Origin of the sequence: Aliiroseovarius sp. S253, from assembly GCF_049800855.1 — a bacterium.
Taxonomy (GTDB): domain Bacteria; phylum Pseudomonadota; class Alphaproteobacteria; order Rhodobacterales; family Rhodobacteraceae; genus Aliiroseovarius.
The window spans coordinates 640294-655969 of the sequence record NZ_JBNAFW010000002.1; the positions used below are offsets into that span (position 1 = coordinate 640294).

Consider the following 15676-nt stretch of genomic DNA (forward strand, 5'->3'; position numbering starts at 1 on the left):
TGTTCCCTCGCCCGTTAGGGTCGCAAAAAAGGCGAGGCCCCCATGACCCCTGAACAGATCTCCAAACTTCCCTATCGCCCGTGTGTGGGCATCATGATCTTGAACGCGGACGGCAAAGCATTTGTCGGCCAGCGTCTGGATGCGCCGAAGCTTGGGACGCAGACTGCGTGGCAGATGCCGCAAGGTGGGGTGGATGATGGGGAAGATCCCCGCGACGCTGCCCTGCGCGAGCTGTGGGAGGAGACTGGCATCACTGCAGACCTTGTAACGATCGAGGCCGAGCTGGATAATTGGCTGCCCTATGATCTGCCCCATGACATCGTTCCCAAGATCTGGAAAGGGCGCTATCGCGGTCAGAAGCAGCGCTGGTTCCTGTTGCGGTTCCACGGCGATGACGCGCAGGTGAACATCGAAACGGATCACCCCGAGTTCAGCCGTTGGCAATGGATGGCCACAAGTGACGTCGTGGAAAATATCGTGCCGTTCAAACGTGAGATCTATGCCAAGGTGATGGAAGGATTTCAGGAGTATCTGTGATGCGTGCTTTTGTTTTGGCGGCGATGATTGCCTTACCCACGACAGCCTCGGCCCTGTCGTGTCGGCCCTATAACGCCATCGCTGCCTATCACGATGCGGCAGAATCGGAAGATGCCTATGTGGTGGCGCGCGGTACACTCCGCTTTGATGAAAGCAAATTGCCCAAGGTGGATTGGGACCATCAAGAGGATGTCAAACCCGACAACTTCCTAACCGGTCGGATCGACGGTCAAAGCCTGACCCGCGCCGGGTTCACGGCGCAATTCGTCCGCGACATCGACATCAACGTGCAATGCGCCGGGCCGTGGTGTTCGGGCCTGACTAACGGGGCGGACTATCTGGTTTATCTGAAGAAAGTCGGCGACGGCTATCTGCTGGAAACAAATCCGTGCGGAGGTTTTGCCTTCCAAGATCCTGACCAAGACACCCTATCCAAAGTCACGGCCTGCCTGAATGGCAAGCGCTGCGACCCAGATTTGCCTCGACGCTAGAACGCCCGCGCTTTCACCCTTCGCAAACGCGCGAAACTCTCTATAAGGGCGGCAAATCCATGCTGCCCGGAGACACCCATGTCCTTTGATCGTTCCATCAAGATCGCCCCGTCGATCCTGTCTGCTGACTTCGCCAATTTTGGCCAAGAAATCCAAGCCATCGAAGCGCAAGGCGCGGATTGGGTGCATGTGGATGTGATGGACGGCCATTTTGTGCCGAACCTGACCTTTGGCCCGCCCGCCGTGAAAGCCTTCCGTCCGCATGTGAAAACCTTCATGGATGTGCACCTGATGATCGCGCCGGTCGATCCCTACATTCAGGCCTATGCCGACGCCGGCGCCGACATGATCGTTGCACATTACGAGGCCGGTCCCCACCCGCACCGCACGCTTCAGGCCATCAAGGCCACCGGCGCCAAGGCGGGCATCAGCCTGAACCCCGGCACCCCTGCTTCGGTGATCGAACACCTTCTACCGCTGTGTGACATGGTTTTGGTGATGAGCGTGAACCCCGGCTTTGGTGGACAGAAATTCATCCCCTCCTCGGTCGAGAAGGTGCGTCAGGTTCGCGAGATGATCGGAGATCGCGACATCCACATCCAAGTGGACGGCGGCGTAGACCCCACCACCATCGGCCCGCTGGTTGAAGCCGGCGCTGACTGCTTCGTCGCGGGATCGGCGGTCTTCAAGGGCGGCTCGGTCGACACGCCCGAGGTCTATGGCGACAACATCAACGCCCTGCGCGCCGCTGCTGCAGCCGTGCAAGGCTAACCTTATTTTCTTACCAAAAATATCCCCGCCGGAGGCATAGGCTCGCGCAGCGAGCCACCCCTGGCCGGGTGCTTTCGCTTTCTGCTAGAACAACACATGCGAATGTGACAATCTATCCGGAACTGATTTCTGGAGGATCCCATGTTTCGCACCGCTACCGCCATCCTGACCTGTCTCGCCCTGCCTGTGCTGGCCGACGAAGACATTGCCGACCAGTACCCAGATTCGGCGCTTTACGAAAAACCGGTCGAGGTGATCCCGAACGTCTGGACTGCCATCGGCGCGACCGCGCCTCCGACCTATGAAAACGTAGGCCACAACAACAACCTGTCCTTCATCGTGACCAGTGACGGCGTGATCGTGGTGAACGCGGGCGCGAACTACAAACTGGCCGAGGCGCTCCACACCGAAATCAAAGCCATCACCGATCAGCCCGTAAAGCTTGTGATCAACGAGAACGGTCAGGGCCACGCGATGCTGGGCAATAACTATTGGATCAACCAAGGCGTCGAGGTGTTGGCCCACGTGGACGCCGCCCACGAGTTTGAAGAATACGCAGGCCAGCTTTTCGAGGGTATGAAGCGTTACGCGCAGGAAAACTGGGAAGGGACCGAGCCGATGGGCCCGACCCGTACCTTTGAGGAAAAAGAAGTCATTACGATGGGCGATACCACCATCGAGGTGCTCTATTCCGGCCCCGCCCACAGCCCGGGCGACATTCAGGTCTGGCTGCCCGAAGACAGCCTGATGATCGCGGGGGACATGGCCTTCCACAACCGCATCCCGCCCATTTTTGAAGACACCTGCACCAGCTGCTGGATCGAGACATGGGAAACCGTATTTGCGCCCATCGGCGCAACCTATGTGATTCCCGGCCACGGCTATCCAACGAACATGGCGCAGGTCGAAGATCACACGATCGGTTACCTCAAACATCTGCGCGGCGAGGTTGGCAAGCTATTGGAAGATGGCGGCACGCTGGACGAAGCCTATTATGTCGACCAGTCCCCTTTTGCCCATCACGACACATATGAAGAACTGGCCACCAAGAATGCGGGTCAGGTCTATGCTGAGATGGAATTCGAATAATCGACGTTGATTATGCGGCTCAGGCGTTCTGGAGCAATCCGTCCAGCAGTGCCTGAGTTGCGAACCCGTCGGGGATCAGGCCAACCTCGGTCTGATAAGCGCGCAGGGCTGTGCGGGTATTGGGTCCGGTGAACCCATCGGCCCCCTGCGTGTCAAATCCGGCCTTGGTCAGACGAGTCTGAAGCTCGGCCATTTGGCTACGCGTCAGCGGGGTTAGGTCCTCGGGGCAAGGGGTGATCTTGGCGCGAGATCCGGCCAGACGATCCGACAGGTGGCCGACCGCGATGCCATAGGCTTCGGCACGGTTATAGGTCAGGATCACGTGGAAATTATGATTGACCACGAAAGCTGGGCCAGTCGCACCTGACGGACACAGCACCGATGCGTCTCCGTAATCCGGAAGGATGGTATCTGCGATGGTGCGAACGCCCATGCTGTTCAGATCAGCAATGGTCAGGCGATGTTCGGGACCCGTCAAAGTGAATTCGAACCCAGCCGGAAGGACCACTTCAATGCCCCATGGCTGGCTTTCACGCCAGTCATGCTGAGCCAGATAACTCGCGATCGAGGCCAGCCCATCTGTAGGGTCGTTTGACCAGATGTCGCTTCTTCCATCTTCATCATGGTCCACGGCGAATTTCAGGAAGCTCGAGGGCATGAACTGCCCATGCCCCATCGCCCCCGCCCAAGATCCGACCATCGTCGAGGCATCCGCATCGCCCCGTTCAAGGATCGTCAAGGCGGCGGTCAACTCGTTCTCAAAAAACGCGGCGCGATGCCCGTCATGTGCCAAATTGGCCAGAGCCGTCAGTACCGAATTGTCTCCGCGGATAAGCCCATAGTTCGTTTCGATCCCCCAGATCGCCAGAATGGCTTGCGGGTCAACGCGATAGGTTTCAGCAATTTCGTTCAGGATCTGACGCTGGTTGCGGAACGTCGCGCGTCCTTTGCTGACGCGCGCGGCGGTGACGCTTCTATCAAGATACTGGGTAATGTTCAGCGCAAATTCAGCCTGATTGGACTGCTTTTCATGAATGCCGGGATCCAGAACCAGAAAAGGCATCGCCTGTTGAAGCGATTCTTGTGAAATACCTGCCTGCGATGCCTTTGGGATATAGCCGTCCAGCCACTGCCCAAAGCTATCTGTTGCGTCCCTGTGTGGTTCCGTCACAATCGACCTCAAGTCCCCATCCGGCGTTACCGCCGGGATCGTTTCACCTTTCGTTTAGTTTTGGCGTTCCGTTTGGCTTCGGTCATGGGTTTTCGGCGGCCAGATTTCCCCCCTTTTCGTGCTGACGTGCGGGGCAACTTGCGGCCTTCAACCTCAAGCAACTCCAACGCCAGCCCGCCGGTGGTGGGAATGGCTTCGGTCAGGCGCACGACAACGCGCTGGCCCAGGCCGAGGGTGAAATTCGAGCGTTCTCCGGTCAGGGTTTGCTCATCTGCATTGAAGCGGAAGTATTCGTTGCCCAGCGTGCTCAGCGGCACCAGTCCGTCCGCACCGCTTTCGTCCAGCTTTACAAACATGCCAAAGCGGGCGATGCCGGAAATGCGGCCCGTGAATTCTCCGCCGACGCGTTCTGACAGATAGGCCGCCAGATAGCGGTCGGTCGTGTCACGTTCCGCCAGCATCGAGCGGCGCTCGGTTTCCGAGATATGCTTCGCGGTCGATTCCAGTGTTTCCACATCCTGAGGCGACAGACCGTCGTCCCCCCAGCCATGCCCTGACACAAGCGCGCGGTGAACGATCAAGTCGGAATAGCGCCGGATGGGCGATGTGAAATGCGCGTAGGATTTTAAAGACAGTCCGAAATGCCCGAAGTTCTCGGGAAAGTAATAGGCCTGCGTCATCGACCGCAGGGTTGAGATGTTGATCAGCTCGTCAAACTCACTTCCTTCAGCCTGTGCCAGCAGGTTGTTCAGGTGGCGTGTCTGCAAAACCTGCCCCTTGGCCAGCGTAAAGCCTGACGCCTGTGCAACCTCGCGCAGAGCTTCCAGCTTTTCAGGGCTAGGTTCTTCGTGCACGCGGAACAGAAGCGGGCGTTTCAGGCGCATCAGTTCTTCCGCGGCTGCGACATTGGCAAGGATCATGAACTCTTCGATCAGCTTGTGCGCATCGAACCTTTCGGCAAAGTCGATCGACGCGACCTTGCCGTCCTCACCCAGCACGATCTTGCGTTCGGGCAGATCCAGATCAAGCGGTTGCCGTGCCTCGCGTCCCATCTTGGCAGACCGATAGGCGGCATAAAGGGGCGCAATTACGTCGTCCATCAAGGGCGCGCATTTTTCGTTCGGTTGACCGTCTTGTGCGGCCTGAACCTCGGCATAGTTCAGCGACGCATGTGACTGCATCAACCCGCGAATGAAGCTGTGACTTTTCTTGTTGCCCTGCGCGTCCAGCACCATGCGGACTGCCAGACAAGCGCGTGGGACGCCTTCGTGCAGGCTGCAAAGGTCGCCCGACAGGCGGTCGGGTAGCATCGGCACCACGCGGTCAGGGAAGTAGCTGGAGTTGCCGCGCTTACGCGCCTCGTTATCCAGCGCAGATCCGGGCGTTACGTAATGCGCCACATCGGCAATGGCGACCCAGACAACATGCCCGCCGGGGTTTCCGGGGGTATCATCTGCGTGCGCATAGACCGCGTCATCATGGTCGCGCGCATCTGATGGGTCGATGGTGATAAGCGGCAGGTGCCGCAGGTCTTCGCGGTTCTTCAGGCCTGCGGGTTTTTGTGCATCTGCTTCCTCGATCACCCTGTCGGGGAAGGCGTCGGGGATACCGTGTTGGTGGATGGCGATAAGACTGACCGCCCTGGGTGCGGTCGGGTCGCCGAGCCGTGCCACAATACGTGCGCGGGGCAGTCCCATGCGGGACTTTGGCCCGGACCTTTGTGCCTCGACCAGTTCACCATCTTTGGCGCCGTCATCTGCGCCGGGTTCGACGCGCCATTCCTTGTCCGCACCCTTGTCGATCGGAACGATCCGCCCGCCTTCCGAACCTTTTCGGAAAATGCCCAGAATGCGCTGGGGATTGGTGCCGATGCGCCGGATCAGGCGACCTTCATAGGCGTGGGTTTCGTCCTTCACCTCGGTCAGGCGGGCCAGAATGCGTTCGCCCTCGGCCAGGGCGGGGTCACCGTCTTTCGCCACCAGAAGCACGCGAGGAGCAGCGCCTTCGCCGGTCCATTCGGTCGGATAGGCAAATAGATCCCCATCCGCGTCTGGGCCTTTGACGCTCAGAACCGATACTGGGGGCAGTTTGTCCGGGTCGCGATAGGTCTTCTTGCGCTTTTGCAGATGACCATCGGCCTCAAGCTCTTTCAGGATGCGTTTCAGGTCGATCCGGGCCGCGCCTCGAATGCCAAAGGCCCGCGCAATATCGCGCTTTCCGGTCTGGGTCGGGTTCTCGGAAATCCAGTTCAGGATGTCTTTCTTGGTGGGCAGTTTGCTCATGCGAAGTAATCCTGAATGATGCGGGAGTAGATAGATTTGAGCTGCGGGATTAGGGCAACTTCGACCCGTTCATCCACCGCATGCATGGTTTTCCCGACTAGGCCGAATTCGACCACCGGGCAGTGATGTTGTACGAACCGCGCGTCTGACGTGCCGCCCGAGGTCGAGGCTTCCGGGACCAACCCCGTTTCCGCCTGAACGGCGTCTGAAATCAGTTGCGACAGAGGGCCGGGGGGTGTCACGAAGCTTTCGCCTGAGACTTTAACGACCATCTCGATATCTACACCTGTGTCGTTGCCAACGCGCTCAGCTTCCGCTTGCAGCCACTTGGTCAGGCTGTCCGAGCTGTGGGCGTCGTTGAAGCGGATATTCACCGTCGCACGGCTTTCGGCGGGGATCACGTTTGTGGCTGGGTTTCCAGTGTCGATGGTGGTCACGGCCAGCGTTGAGGCGTCAAAGTGATCGGTGCCTTGGTCCAGCTCGTGTGCGGCAAGATCGGCCATCAGGCGTGCCAGTGCGGGCACCGGGTTCAGGGCGCGATGCGGATAGGCCGCGTGGCCCTGCACACCGCGCGCGGTGAAATAGGCGGTCATCGACCCGCGTCGCCCGATTTTCATCATCTCGCCCATGTCATTGGGGCAGGTGGGTTCGCCGACGACGCAATCGGTCATCTTTTCGCCCTGCGCTTCCATCCAGTCCAGAATGGCAACCGTGCCGTCGGTGGCCGGGCCTTCTTCGTCGCCGGTGATGGTGATGACCAGCGAGGCATCCTCGGGCGCGTGGCGGGTGAAATCAACGGCTGCGGCCACCCATGCCGCCACGCCCGATTTCATGTCGGTCGCGCCCCGGCCATAAAGGTATCCGTCACGGATCTCTGCGCCAAAGGGGTCGACGCTCCATGCGTTTACATCGCCCACCGGCACCACATCGGTGTGGCCATTGAACCCCAGAGTGCGGGCGTTCTTTGATCCCCAACGGGCAAACAGGTTCGATACCTCGCCTCGGTCGATGCGGGTGCAGGTGAACCCGGCCCCGGTCAGGATGCCCTCAAGCAACGTCAGTGCGCCGCCTTCGTCCGGCGTGACCGACGCGCAGCGAACAAGTTTTTGGGTCAGGTCGACGGGATCCATCGGGGCAGGTTGGGTGTTCGTCATAGAAATCTCCATTCTCATCACCCTTAGCAGGTGGAGCGATCGGTGAAAACGGCCCTTCCCCGCGAAACATCGCGCATTGTTCGGCAGTGTTGCACCATGCTGGACCCTTCGCCCCGCTCCCGCTAACCTGCGGGTAAAATACAACTTCTGATCGGATCGCCCAATGCGTAAACTCCTGTTCCTTTTGTGCCTTTTACCCCTGACCGCTTGTATCGACGCAGATTTGAAGCTGAAGATCGAGGGCGATACAGCCACAGTGTCATCGGTCATCGTGATGGGTCCTGATGGCTATCAGATGATGGCGGCCAGTGGTGAAGATCTGTGTAAAGACGGCGTTGGCACGCAGCTTGGCGATGGCGGTTATAGATGCGAAGTTGAGCAGTCCGGCACGATTGACGAAATGATTGCCGAACTTGAGACCGCCAAAGACAACTCGGACGGTATGGCCCCCGACAACAGCGCCCAGATCGAGCGGTTGCCCGATGGCAACGTCCGTGTGTCGATGGATCTGGCTGAAATGAAAACTCAGATCGCGGAAGGTGGCATGGATCCCGCCATGATCGCCATGATGCAGCAGGCCTTTGTGGGCCGTCGAATCCTGATGGAGATCGAAGGCAACATCGTTGAGACCAACGGCGAGAAGGCTATGAATGGTCGAAAGGCGTCGATCACGATCCCTCTGGATAAGCTGCTGATGCAGGATCCGTCAGTGCCGGACAGTTTCGTGACGATTGTGATGCCCTAGTGCGTCACCCGATAAGAGAGCTTATGACGCCCGGCAATTCGTCGGGCGTTTCTATATGGGCGTCCGCATCTGACAGATCGTCCTGACCACCATAGCCCCAACCCACCGCGATGAACGCCATGTTGTTAGCGCGGGCGGCCTTCAGGTCATAATGGCGATCCCCGATCATCACGCAGCGTGTAGGGTCATCTCCGGTGATCGTTAGGGCGTGGGCCAAAAGCTCGGCCTTATCATTGCGGGTGCCGTCCAGCTCTGGGCCAAACTCGTGTGCCATATGCTGGGCCAGCCCGAAATGTGCGGTGATCTTGCGGGCATAGGCATGTGGTTTCGCGGTTGCGATGCTCATCCTATGTTGCGCGGCGAGGTCTTCTAGTACGCGCGGAATACCGTCATAAACGGTGCAGTCATACATGCCGCCGCCGGTGTAATGCGTGCGGTAAGCGTCCAATGCAGCTTCCGGATCCGGAGCGCCAAGTTCCTTAAAGCTCCAAAGCAGGGCAGGGCCGATCACCCATTCCAGATCATCTGCGCTGGGTGCAGGCAGGCCAAGATCATTCAGCGCCTTGATCACGCTGCCGGTGATGCCCGGCTTGGGATCTGTCAGCGTGCCGTCCAGATCCCAAAAGATCATTGCAGCGGCCGTTTCTCGTCGTCGAAGAAGGGGGTCATCTGGGCAACGATCACGCTGTTCTCGGCCAGTGCGCGACCCATCAGCTTACGCTCTTCTGCGGGGATGTCGTGACCCTCGGCCAGACGGTCATCCAGCGATCCGTATCCGCTTACATCCAGCGGCGCCAGATCAGCTTGCTTTAGAATCGCGACGGTCTCGCGGACCGCTTCGGCTTCGTCCACGCCAGAGGCATAGCATACAAGTGCAGCCCCCGTGGCGCCGTCGGGCAGGCCGTCATCATCCTTGCGGCCCACTTCGACCAGAAGTGTATAAACTTTATGAGGTTTTTTGGTTTTGGTCGTCTTAGTCATGAAAAAGGCGTGGCAGAACGTTAGGGAAAGCGCAAGAGGCAACCGCAAACAGTTGGCACTCACTGCCTGTCGGGGTATGTGGAATATATAGTTGTGGGGAATAACGCGATGATTGCACAAAGGCTGCGCCACCTGGCCGCTGTGTGTCTGGCAATGATTTGTATGACCGCCGTGTCATATGCTCAGACATCTGATCTTGAATTTGTAACGGTCGAACGGCCGCCTTTTGCCATTTCCGGTGAAGGTGAACCAACAGGGTTTGCCATCGACCTGATGACCGCCATCGCCGCAGAGATGGGCCAGACCGTCTCTTTCGAGGTCACGGAAAGCTTCCCCGAAATGTTGGGGCGTGTGGAAAACATCGCCGCGGACGGGGCGATTGCCAATATCTCGATCACGCGTGACCGCGAAGCGCGCATGGATTTCTCGCAACCAATCTATCATGGCGGCCTGCGCATCATGGTCCCGCGCGAGCAAGGCGGGGTCAGCATCTGGTCCACCTTGCTTAGTCTTGATCTAGCGCTGGCCATTCTGGCCGCCTTCGCGCTTCTTCTAGGTGGCGGCATGTTGATGTGGGTCTTTGAACGCGACAAGCAGCCCTATTTCGAAGGCACCGCCCGACAGGCCATGTTCCCTGCGTTCTGGTGGGCTCTTAATCTGGTCGTGAATGGCGGCTTTGAAGAACGTATGCCGCGTTCGCTTTTCGGGCGCCTTTTCGGCACCTTCCTTGTGATCTCAAGCCTGTTTGTCGTGTCCGTCTTCGTGGCCCACATCACCGCGTCCCTCACGGTCAGTGCGATCTCGGGGTCGATCCATTCGGTGTCAGATCTGGATGGCAAGCGCGTGGGCACGACCGAAGGCTCCACGGCAGCAACATTCCTGGAAGAACGCAGCATGGTTTATTCGGGCTATGACTCGCTTGATGCGTTGTTGGGGGATTTCGAACAGGGTGAGCTGGACGCCGTTATCTTCGACGGCCCCATTCTGGCGCACTACGCCCAGAATGAAGGTGCGCAATATGGCGAGGTGCTGGACAGCGTGTTTCGTCCCGAAAGCTACGGCATCGCACTTCCCACAGGTAGCCCCCTGCGTGAAGACATCAATGTCGCACTGCTGCGGTTGATCGAAACAGGCGTCTATTCTGATCTGTCGGTGAAGTGGTTCGGCGGCCCGCGGTAATCCCCGCATGACCGCCGAATAAAGGCTTCCGGCCCAGCGTGTCGCGGGCCGGAAGAAACGCAAACTTAGTCGCGCAGCAGCTCGTTGATGCCCGTTTTCGAACGGGTCTTCGCATCCACGCGTTTCACGATCACGGCGCAGTACAGGTTGATGCCGTTTTTCGACGGCATCGAGCCGGCGACAACAACCGAATAGGGCGGCACTTCGCCGTACATCACTTCGCCGGTTTCGCGGTCGACGATCTTGGTCGACTGGCCGATGAACACGCCCATACCCAGAACCGAGCCTTCGCGTACGATGCAGCCTTCGACGACTTCCGAGCGGGCGCCGATGAAGCAGTTGTCTTCGATGATGGTCGGGCCAGCCTGCATGGGCTCTAGCACGCCGCCGATGCCAACGCCGCCCGACAGGTGTACGTTCTTGCCGATCTGTGCGCAGGATCCAACAGTGGCCCAAGTATCAACCATGGTGCCTTCGTCCACGTGGGCGCCAAGGTTCACAAAGGACGGCATCAGAACTACGCCCGGTGCGATATAGGCCGATTTGCGGACAACTGCGTTCGGTACAGCGCGGAAGCCTGCGGCTTTCCACTGGTTGTCGCCCCAGCCCTTGAACTTGCTGTCGACCTTGTCCCACCAGCCGCCGCCTTGCGGGCCGCCAGATTGCTCTTCCATATCCTTGATGCGGAAGCCCAGCAGTACGGCTTTCTTGGCCCACTGGTTTACGTGCCAGTCACCATTGTCTTGGCGTTCGGCGACGCGCAGGCTGCCGCTGTCCAGTGCGTTCAGCGTGTCTTCGATGGCTTCGCGGGTTTCGCCGGTGGTGGCGGGGGTGATCGTGTCGCGCGCCTCCCAGGCGGCTTCGATGGCGGCTTCCAATTGGGCGTTCGACATGTCGGTATCTCCGTAGGCGCGTGAATGTTGCACAAGGGCTATAAGGCCCACGTCCCTTTTTCGCAACGACGATTGGGGCAGGTGCGCTCATCTGCGGCGACAGGTGCCCCCCAAACGACCTTTTCATCGCGGTAAGGTGAGCATGAGGCTCTGGCCCTTTAGCGCTAAAGCCGCTACGCCTTGGGGGAAAGACGCAAATGTAACAGGACCAGTGCCATGAAAGACGACCGTAACCATCCGCTTCGTGACAGCCATCAAGACCGCGAGGCTGCGCATCAGACGCCCGACACGCCGCAGACCCGCGCTCCGGCCTATAAGCTGGCCTATGATGATCTGGACTTCATGTGCCGGGATGAGCTGCGACCGGTGCGCCTTCAGCTGGAACTTCTGAAGCCCGAGCTGATGATGCAGGAATATGGCGTGGAAAGCACCGTCGTTCTGTTCGGCGGCGCGCGCATCCCCGAGCCGTCGAAAAAGGATGGTGCCCGCACCAAAACTCTGGCCGATCTGTCCAAGTTCTATGATGAAGCGCGCGAGTTCGCGCGGCTTCTCACCCTACGCTCGAAGGTGAACAGCCATCGTGAAAACGTTGTGGTGACAGGTGGTGGCCCCGGCGTGATGGAGGCCGGCAACCGTGGTGCCGAAGATGCAGGCGGTGTGTCCATCGGCCTGAATATCGTGCTGCCGCACGAACAAGCGCCGAATGAATACGTGACGCCCGATCTGTGCTTCAACTTCCACTATTTCGCAATCCGCAAGATGCACTTCCTGATGCGGGCCGAGGCGATCGCCATCTTCCCCGGGGGCTTCGGCACGCTGGACGAACTGTTCGAGGCGCTGACCTTGATCCAGACCGGCCGCATGAAGAAAGTCCCGATCCTGCTGTTCGGTCGCGAGTTCTGGACCAAGATCGTGAATTGGGAGGCCCTGTCCGACGCCGGTACCATCAGCGCTGAAGATCTGGACCTGTTCAAATTTGTTGAAACCGCGCAGGAAGCGGTGGATGCGATTGACAACTGGCCAAGTCGGGATGCGCGGAACGAACTGCCGGGGCGGTGAGCCGCGCCTGAGCGGGCAGTGCTTTGCCCGCTCCACTTCACTCTAGGTACGGATGCGAACACAGCATGCAAGACAAGCCTTCCAAGTCCCGCCCGCCCTTCTCGATCAACGAAGACCGCCCTTCGGACTGGTTTGAACCGCTTTATTCTGGGGCCAGCGAACACGGAGATGGTGTTCCGTGGGCCAACATGGAGACCCACCCGTCCTTTGCGAAATGGCTAAAGAGTAACCCGTTATCCGGGGAGGGGCAGACGGCTTTGGTTGTTGGCTGTGGCATGGGTGACGACGCGATCGAACTTGAGAACCTTGGTTTCGCGGTTACTGCGTTTGATGTCGCTGCATCAGCAATTGATTTCTGCAAGCAGCGATTTCCAGACACCAAAGTTGAGTTTTTGCAAGCGGACCTGCTGCAGGATCAGCCGGACTGGCATAGTGCATTCGATTATGTGCTCGAAATCTTCACGGTTCAGGCATTGCCGCCGAAATATGAATCTCAGCTTATCAAAAGCATCTCTGAATTTGTTGCCCCCGAAGGAACGCTTCTTGTTGTCGCCGAAGTAAGCGACGAACCGCGAGATTTTGCGAAAGGCCCGCCATGGGTGCTGACACCTGATCACGTTAGCGCGTTTGTCGCTGCTGGACTGGAATTGGTCGATACGACCGTCGAAGCTGCTGATGCGCATGTGGGTCAGGCGACTTATGTGAGTGCGTTCAAAAAGGGACCTGCTGGGGCAGGCTAGGCCTTAAGCTTATTCCACGGCTGCGCTTTCGATGCGTGTTCCGCCCGGGTGTTGAGATCAGCCGCTTATCAGCTCTTTGTTGTTCTTCCTGTGTCGCGCGAGCATGTGCTTTACCCTCTTGTTTGGCGGAACCGGCGCTGCCGGGCCTTGAAGGGAAATGCGTTCGAGGATCTCGGGAAACAGGGTCGAGATTTCCTCGACCGCCTCAGGCGACAGCGCTTTCAACGCTTCTGGGCCTGTAAACAGACTTTCCGCTGGTGCGCCATTGGCCAGCAGGATTTCATGTTCGTCGAGAAGGATGTGAAAGTATTCGATCGGTCGGGGTCGGTCGTCAATTTCGATGCCCGAACACTCAGTCAGCTTGATGGCCGGGATCAGGACCTCTTTCGTGCCAAACATGCGCTCGGCGACTTTGGACTTGATCAGGATCCTGTGCTGGCGGCTGACCAGAAGATCCCGCACGGGAAGCTGATTTCCCAAAGCCCCCGCACGGATGCGCACGGGGCAGAGCTTTGGGGCATGAAGCAATTCAAACGCGGATACCTCGCGGCGCCCAATCCAGCGTATCGTGTGGGCTTCACCTTTGGCTGTCAGAACCTTGTCACCCTCGCGCAAGGTTTCAATCAGCTGGTGGCCATCTGGCGTTGCGATCCTTGTTCCTTTGGCAAAGCAGATGATAGCCGAGACATCCGCCTCGAAGTGGTTCGACATATTGTGGCGAATGTCGGTGACATCCTGGCCGACTGTGAATGTCGTGACGCCATCCGTCGAATACAGAAAACCCGAGGTGCCACCCCCTTGATACAGGTACCCAGCATCGCCAATGTCATTGCCGTTCCCCGATACGGCAGCATCCCATTCGTCATCTGAAATCGTTCCGTCGTTGTCCGCATCATTGACGACGATGACCACTTCCGTCGTGTTGACGGAATCGACAATCCAGTCGCCATGCGACTTGGAAACCGCGGCCACGGAGCCCGGCGGAAATGTCAGCGTCAAAAGCGCCATGAGTACTGCTCTCGCTTTCACTCTCGCTGGGGTTGAGTTCACCTCTCCCCATTCATTAAGAAAGCGTTAATATTTAGCCATGTTGAGGCTGATCTGTCAATTTTCGCTACATTTTGGGCGTATGTGCAGTGGTTGGTGTTGCAGACCCACTGGCGCACACAAAAGGCTCGGATCAGCAGTCATCCAAACCAACAGGTCCTGTACGCAGCAAAAAAGCGCAGGGATTACCTGCGCTTAACTGATGCATGTCTGTGCTTTGAACAAGGCGCTATCGGGTCAGTTCAACCCGGCTTCAGCCTCGATCTGCTTGCGCGACTTGCGCGCGCGTTCCGTGGCTGACTTCAACTGACCACAGGCCGCCATGATGTCTTCGCCACGCGTTTTGCGGATCGGGCTGGCGTAGCCTGCCTGATAGATGATGTTGGCAAAGGCGCGGATGCGGTTGTTGGACGACCGTTTATAGGGCGCGCCGGGCCATTCGTTGAACGGGATCAGGTTGATCTTGGCGGGGATGTTGTGGCGCTTGATATGCTCGATCAAACGATGTGCATCTTCGTCGCTGTCATTCACGCCGTCCAACATCACGTATTCAAACGTGATCCGTTCGCTGTTCGAGACTTTGGGGTAAGCGGACAGCGCACCCAGCAGTTCTTCGATGTTCCAGCGCTTGTTGATCGGGACCAGCACGTCGCGGACATCGTCCGTGGTGGCGTGGAAGCTGATCGCCAGCAGACAGCCGATTTCCTCGGCGGTGCGGGCTATCTCTGGCACCACGCCGGAGGTCGATAGAGTAATCCGACGGCGTGACAGTTGGATGCCTTCTGCGTCCATCGCGATCTTCATCGCGTCACGCACGTTGTCAAAGTTGTACAAAGGCTCGCCCATGCCCATCAGAACGATGTTCGACAGCAGGCGGGTTTCTTCTTTCGGCGCACCGGGGACCGGCCATTCGTCCAGATCGTCACGTGCCATCATCACCTGACCGATGATTTCACCAGCGGTCAGGTTGCGCACCAATTTCTGTGTGCCCGTGTGGCAGAAGGAACAGGTCAGCGTGCAGCCCACTTGGCTGGAAATGCACAGAGTGCCGCGACCTTCCTCGGGAATGTACACGACTTCGACCTCGTGACCGCCGGCGATGCGGCACAGGTACTTACGTGTGCCGTCTTCTGACACCTGACGGGTCACGACCTCGGGGATCTCGATCACGAAATGCTCGGCCAATTGTGCGCGATAGGCTTTGGCCAAATTGGTCATGTCGGCAAAGTCGCGTTTGCCCCATTGATAGATCCACTGCCAAATCTGCCCCGTGCGCATCTTGGCTTGTTTTTCGGGCGTGCCTATCTCGATCAACGCATCGCGCATCTGATCACGCGTCAGCCCAACAAGGTTGCGCTTGCCACCTTCGTCGGTCTTGCGGGGGATGGTCATCACATCCTGAGTGATCGGGGCCTTGGGGTCCATGTCGCGTTCCTTACCGTGCAGAGCGGCAGCTTATAGGGAAACACATATAGCTTGTCACGCGAAGGTTTTCACCCCCGCGCGCACATAACCCAGTCGGTCAGGATTAAACCGA

Annotated in this window: 16 protein-coding genes; 8 read left to right on the plus strand and 8 right to left on the minus strand. The window is 58.5% G+C overall.

What is annotated here, in order from left to right:
- Window positions 1-42: 42 nt before the first annotated feature.
- The 4 genes from ACP15F_RS14595 to ACP15F_RS14610 all read left to right on the plus strand — a co-directional run bounded on the left by ACP15F_RS14595 (window position 43) and on the right by ACP15F_RS14610 (window position 2888).
- Window positions 43-537: an RNA pyrophosphohydrolase gene (locus tag ACP15F_RS14595; protein ID WP_424941550.1), complete on the plus strand. Its 495-nt coding sequence runs from the start codon at window positions 43-45 to the stop codon at window positions 535-537.
- On the plus strand, window positions 537-1028 hold the full coding sequence (locus ACP15F_RS14600) for a hypothetical protein (RefSeq protein WP_424941551.1): 492 nt from the start codon (window positions 537-539) through the stop codon (window positions 1026-1028). The genes ACP15F_RS14595 and ACP15F_RS14600 overlap by 1 nt, the downstream gene beginning before the upstream one ends.
- Before the next feature lie 78 nt (window positions 1029-1106).
- On the plus strand, window positions 1107-1799 hold the full coding sequence (gene rpe / locus ACP15F_RS14605) for a ribulose-phosphate 3-epimerase (RefSeq protein WP_424941552.1): 693 nt from the start codon (window positions 1107-1109) through the stop codon (window positions 1797-1799).
- A gap of 141 nt (window positions 1800-1940) precedes the next feature.
- Window positions 1941-2888 (plus strand): MBL fold metallo-hydrolase, encoded by a 948-nt coding sequence (locus tag ACP15F_RS14610; RefSeq protein WP_424941553.1) that lies wholly within the window; start codon window positions 1941-1943, stop codon window positions 2886-2888.
- Window positions 2889-2907: 19 nt separating this feature from the next.
- On the opposite strand, the gene ACP15F_RS14615 is transcribed toward ACP15F_RS14610, so the two are convergent.
- The 3 genes from ACP15F_RS14615 to dapE are packed head-to-tail and all read right to left on the minus strand — an operon-like array spanning window position 2908 to window position 7495.
- Complete coding sequence (locus ACP15F_RS14615) at window positions 2908-4059, minus strand: lytic murein transglycosylase (protein WP_424941554.1); 1152 nt, start codon at window positions 4057-4059, stop codon at window positions 2908-2910.
- Between the two features lie 26 nt (window positions 4060-4085).
- A complete protein-coding gene (rnr, locus tag ACP15F_RS14620; RefSeq protein ID WP_424941555.1) occupies window positions 4086-6341 on the minus strand; it encodes a ribonuclease R in 2256 nt (751 codons plus the stop codon).
- A complete protein-coding gene (dapE, locus tag ACP15F_RS14625; RefSeq protein WP_424941556.1) occupies window positions 6338-7495 on the minus strand; it encodes a succinyl-diaminopimelate desuccinylase in 1158 nt (385 codons plus the stop codon). Before dapE ends, rnr begins: the two co-directional genes overlap by 4 nt.
- Before the next feature lie 163 nt (window positions 7496-7658).
- Here dapE and ACP15F_RS14630 point away from each other — a divergent pair, with 163 nt between their 5' ends.
- Window positions 7659-8240, plus strand: a complete 582-nt coding sequence (locus tag ACP15F_RS14630; RefSeq protein ID WP_424941557.1) for a hypothetical protein — start codon at window positions 7659-7661, stop codon at window positions 8238-8240.
- Window positions 8241-8244: 4 nt separating this feature from the next.
- On the opposite strand, the gene ACP15F_RS14635 is transcribed toward ACP15F_RS14630, so the two are convergent.
- Together ACP15F_RS14635 and ACP15F_RS14640 are read right to left on the minus strand one after the other, a co-directional pair.
- On the minus strand, window positions 8245-8871 hold the full coding sequence (locus ACP15F_RS14635; protein WP_424941558.1) for an HAD hydrolase-like protein: 627 nt from the start codon (window positions 8869-8871) through the stop codon (window positions 8245-8247).
- Window positions 8868-9221 (minus strand): hypothetical protein, encoded by a 354-nt coding sequence (locus tag ACP15F_RS14640; protein ID WP_108858316.1) that lies wholly within the window; start codon window positions 9219-9221, stop codon window positions 8868-8870. The genes ACP15F_RS14635 and ACP15F_RS14640 overlap by 4 nt, the downstream gene beginning before the upstream one ends.
- Window positions 9222-9383: 162 nt before the next feature.
- Between ACP15F_RS14640 and ACP15F_RS14645 the strand changes: the two genes are divergently transcribed.
- Complete coding sequence (locus ACP15F_RS14645) at window positions 9384-10400, plus strand: transporter substrate-binding domain-containing protein (RefSeq protein ID WP_424941559.1); 1017 nt, start codon at window positions 9384-9386, stop codon at window positions 10398-10400.
- Between the two features lie 65 nt (window positions 10401-10465).
- On the opposite strand, the gene dapD is transcribed toward ACP15F_RS14645, so the two are convergent.
- Complete coding sequence (dapD, locus tag ACP15F_RS14650; protein WP_424941560.1) at window positions 10466-11293, minus strand: 2,3,4,5-tetrahydropyridine-2,6-dicarboxylate N-succinyltransferase; 828 nt, start codon at window positions 11291-11293, stop codon at window positions 10466-10468.
- Window positions 11294-11509: 216 nt separating this feature from the next.
- On the opposite strand from dapD, the gene ACP15F_RS14655 reads away from it, so the two are divergent.
- Window positions 11510-12352: a TIGR00730 family Rossman fold protein gene (locus ACP15F_RS14655; protein WP_424941561.1), complete on the plus strand. Its 843-nt coding sequence runs from the start codon at window positions 11510-11512 to the stop codon at window positions 12350-12352.
- Window positions 12353-12417: 65 nt separating this feature from the next.
- Window positions 12418-13092 carry a class I SAM-dependent methyltransferase gene (locus ACP15F_RS14660; protein ID WP_424941562.1) on the plus strand — a complete coding sequence of 225 codons (675 nt, stop codon included), beginning with the start codon at window positions 12418-12420 and terminating at the stop codon, window positions 13090-13092.
- Between the two features lie 57 nt (window positions 13093-13149).
- Here ACP15F_RS14660 and ACP15F_RS14665 read toward each other — a convergent pair whose 3' ends face one another.
- Window positions 13150-14100, minus strand: a complete 951-nt coding sequence (locus ACP15F_RS14665; RefSeq protein ID WP_424941563.1) for a Hint domain-containing protein — start codon at window positions 14098-14100, stop codon at window positions 13150-13152.
- Window positions 14101-14376: 276 nt separating this feature from the next.
- Complete coding sequence (rlmN, locus tag ACP15F_RS14670; protein ID WP_424941564.1) at window positions 14377-15564, minus strand: 23S rRNA (adenine(2503)-C(2))-methyltransferase RlmN; 1188 nt, start codon at window positions 15562-15564, stop codon at window positions 14377-14379.
- Between the last annotated feature and the right edge of the window lie 112 nt (window positions 15565-15676).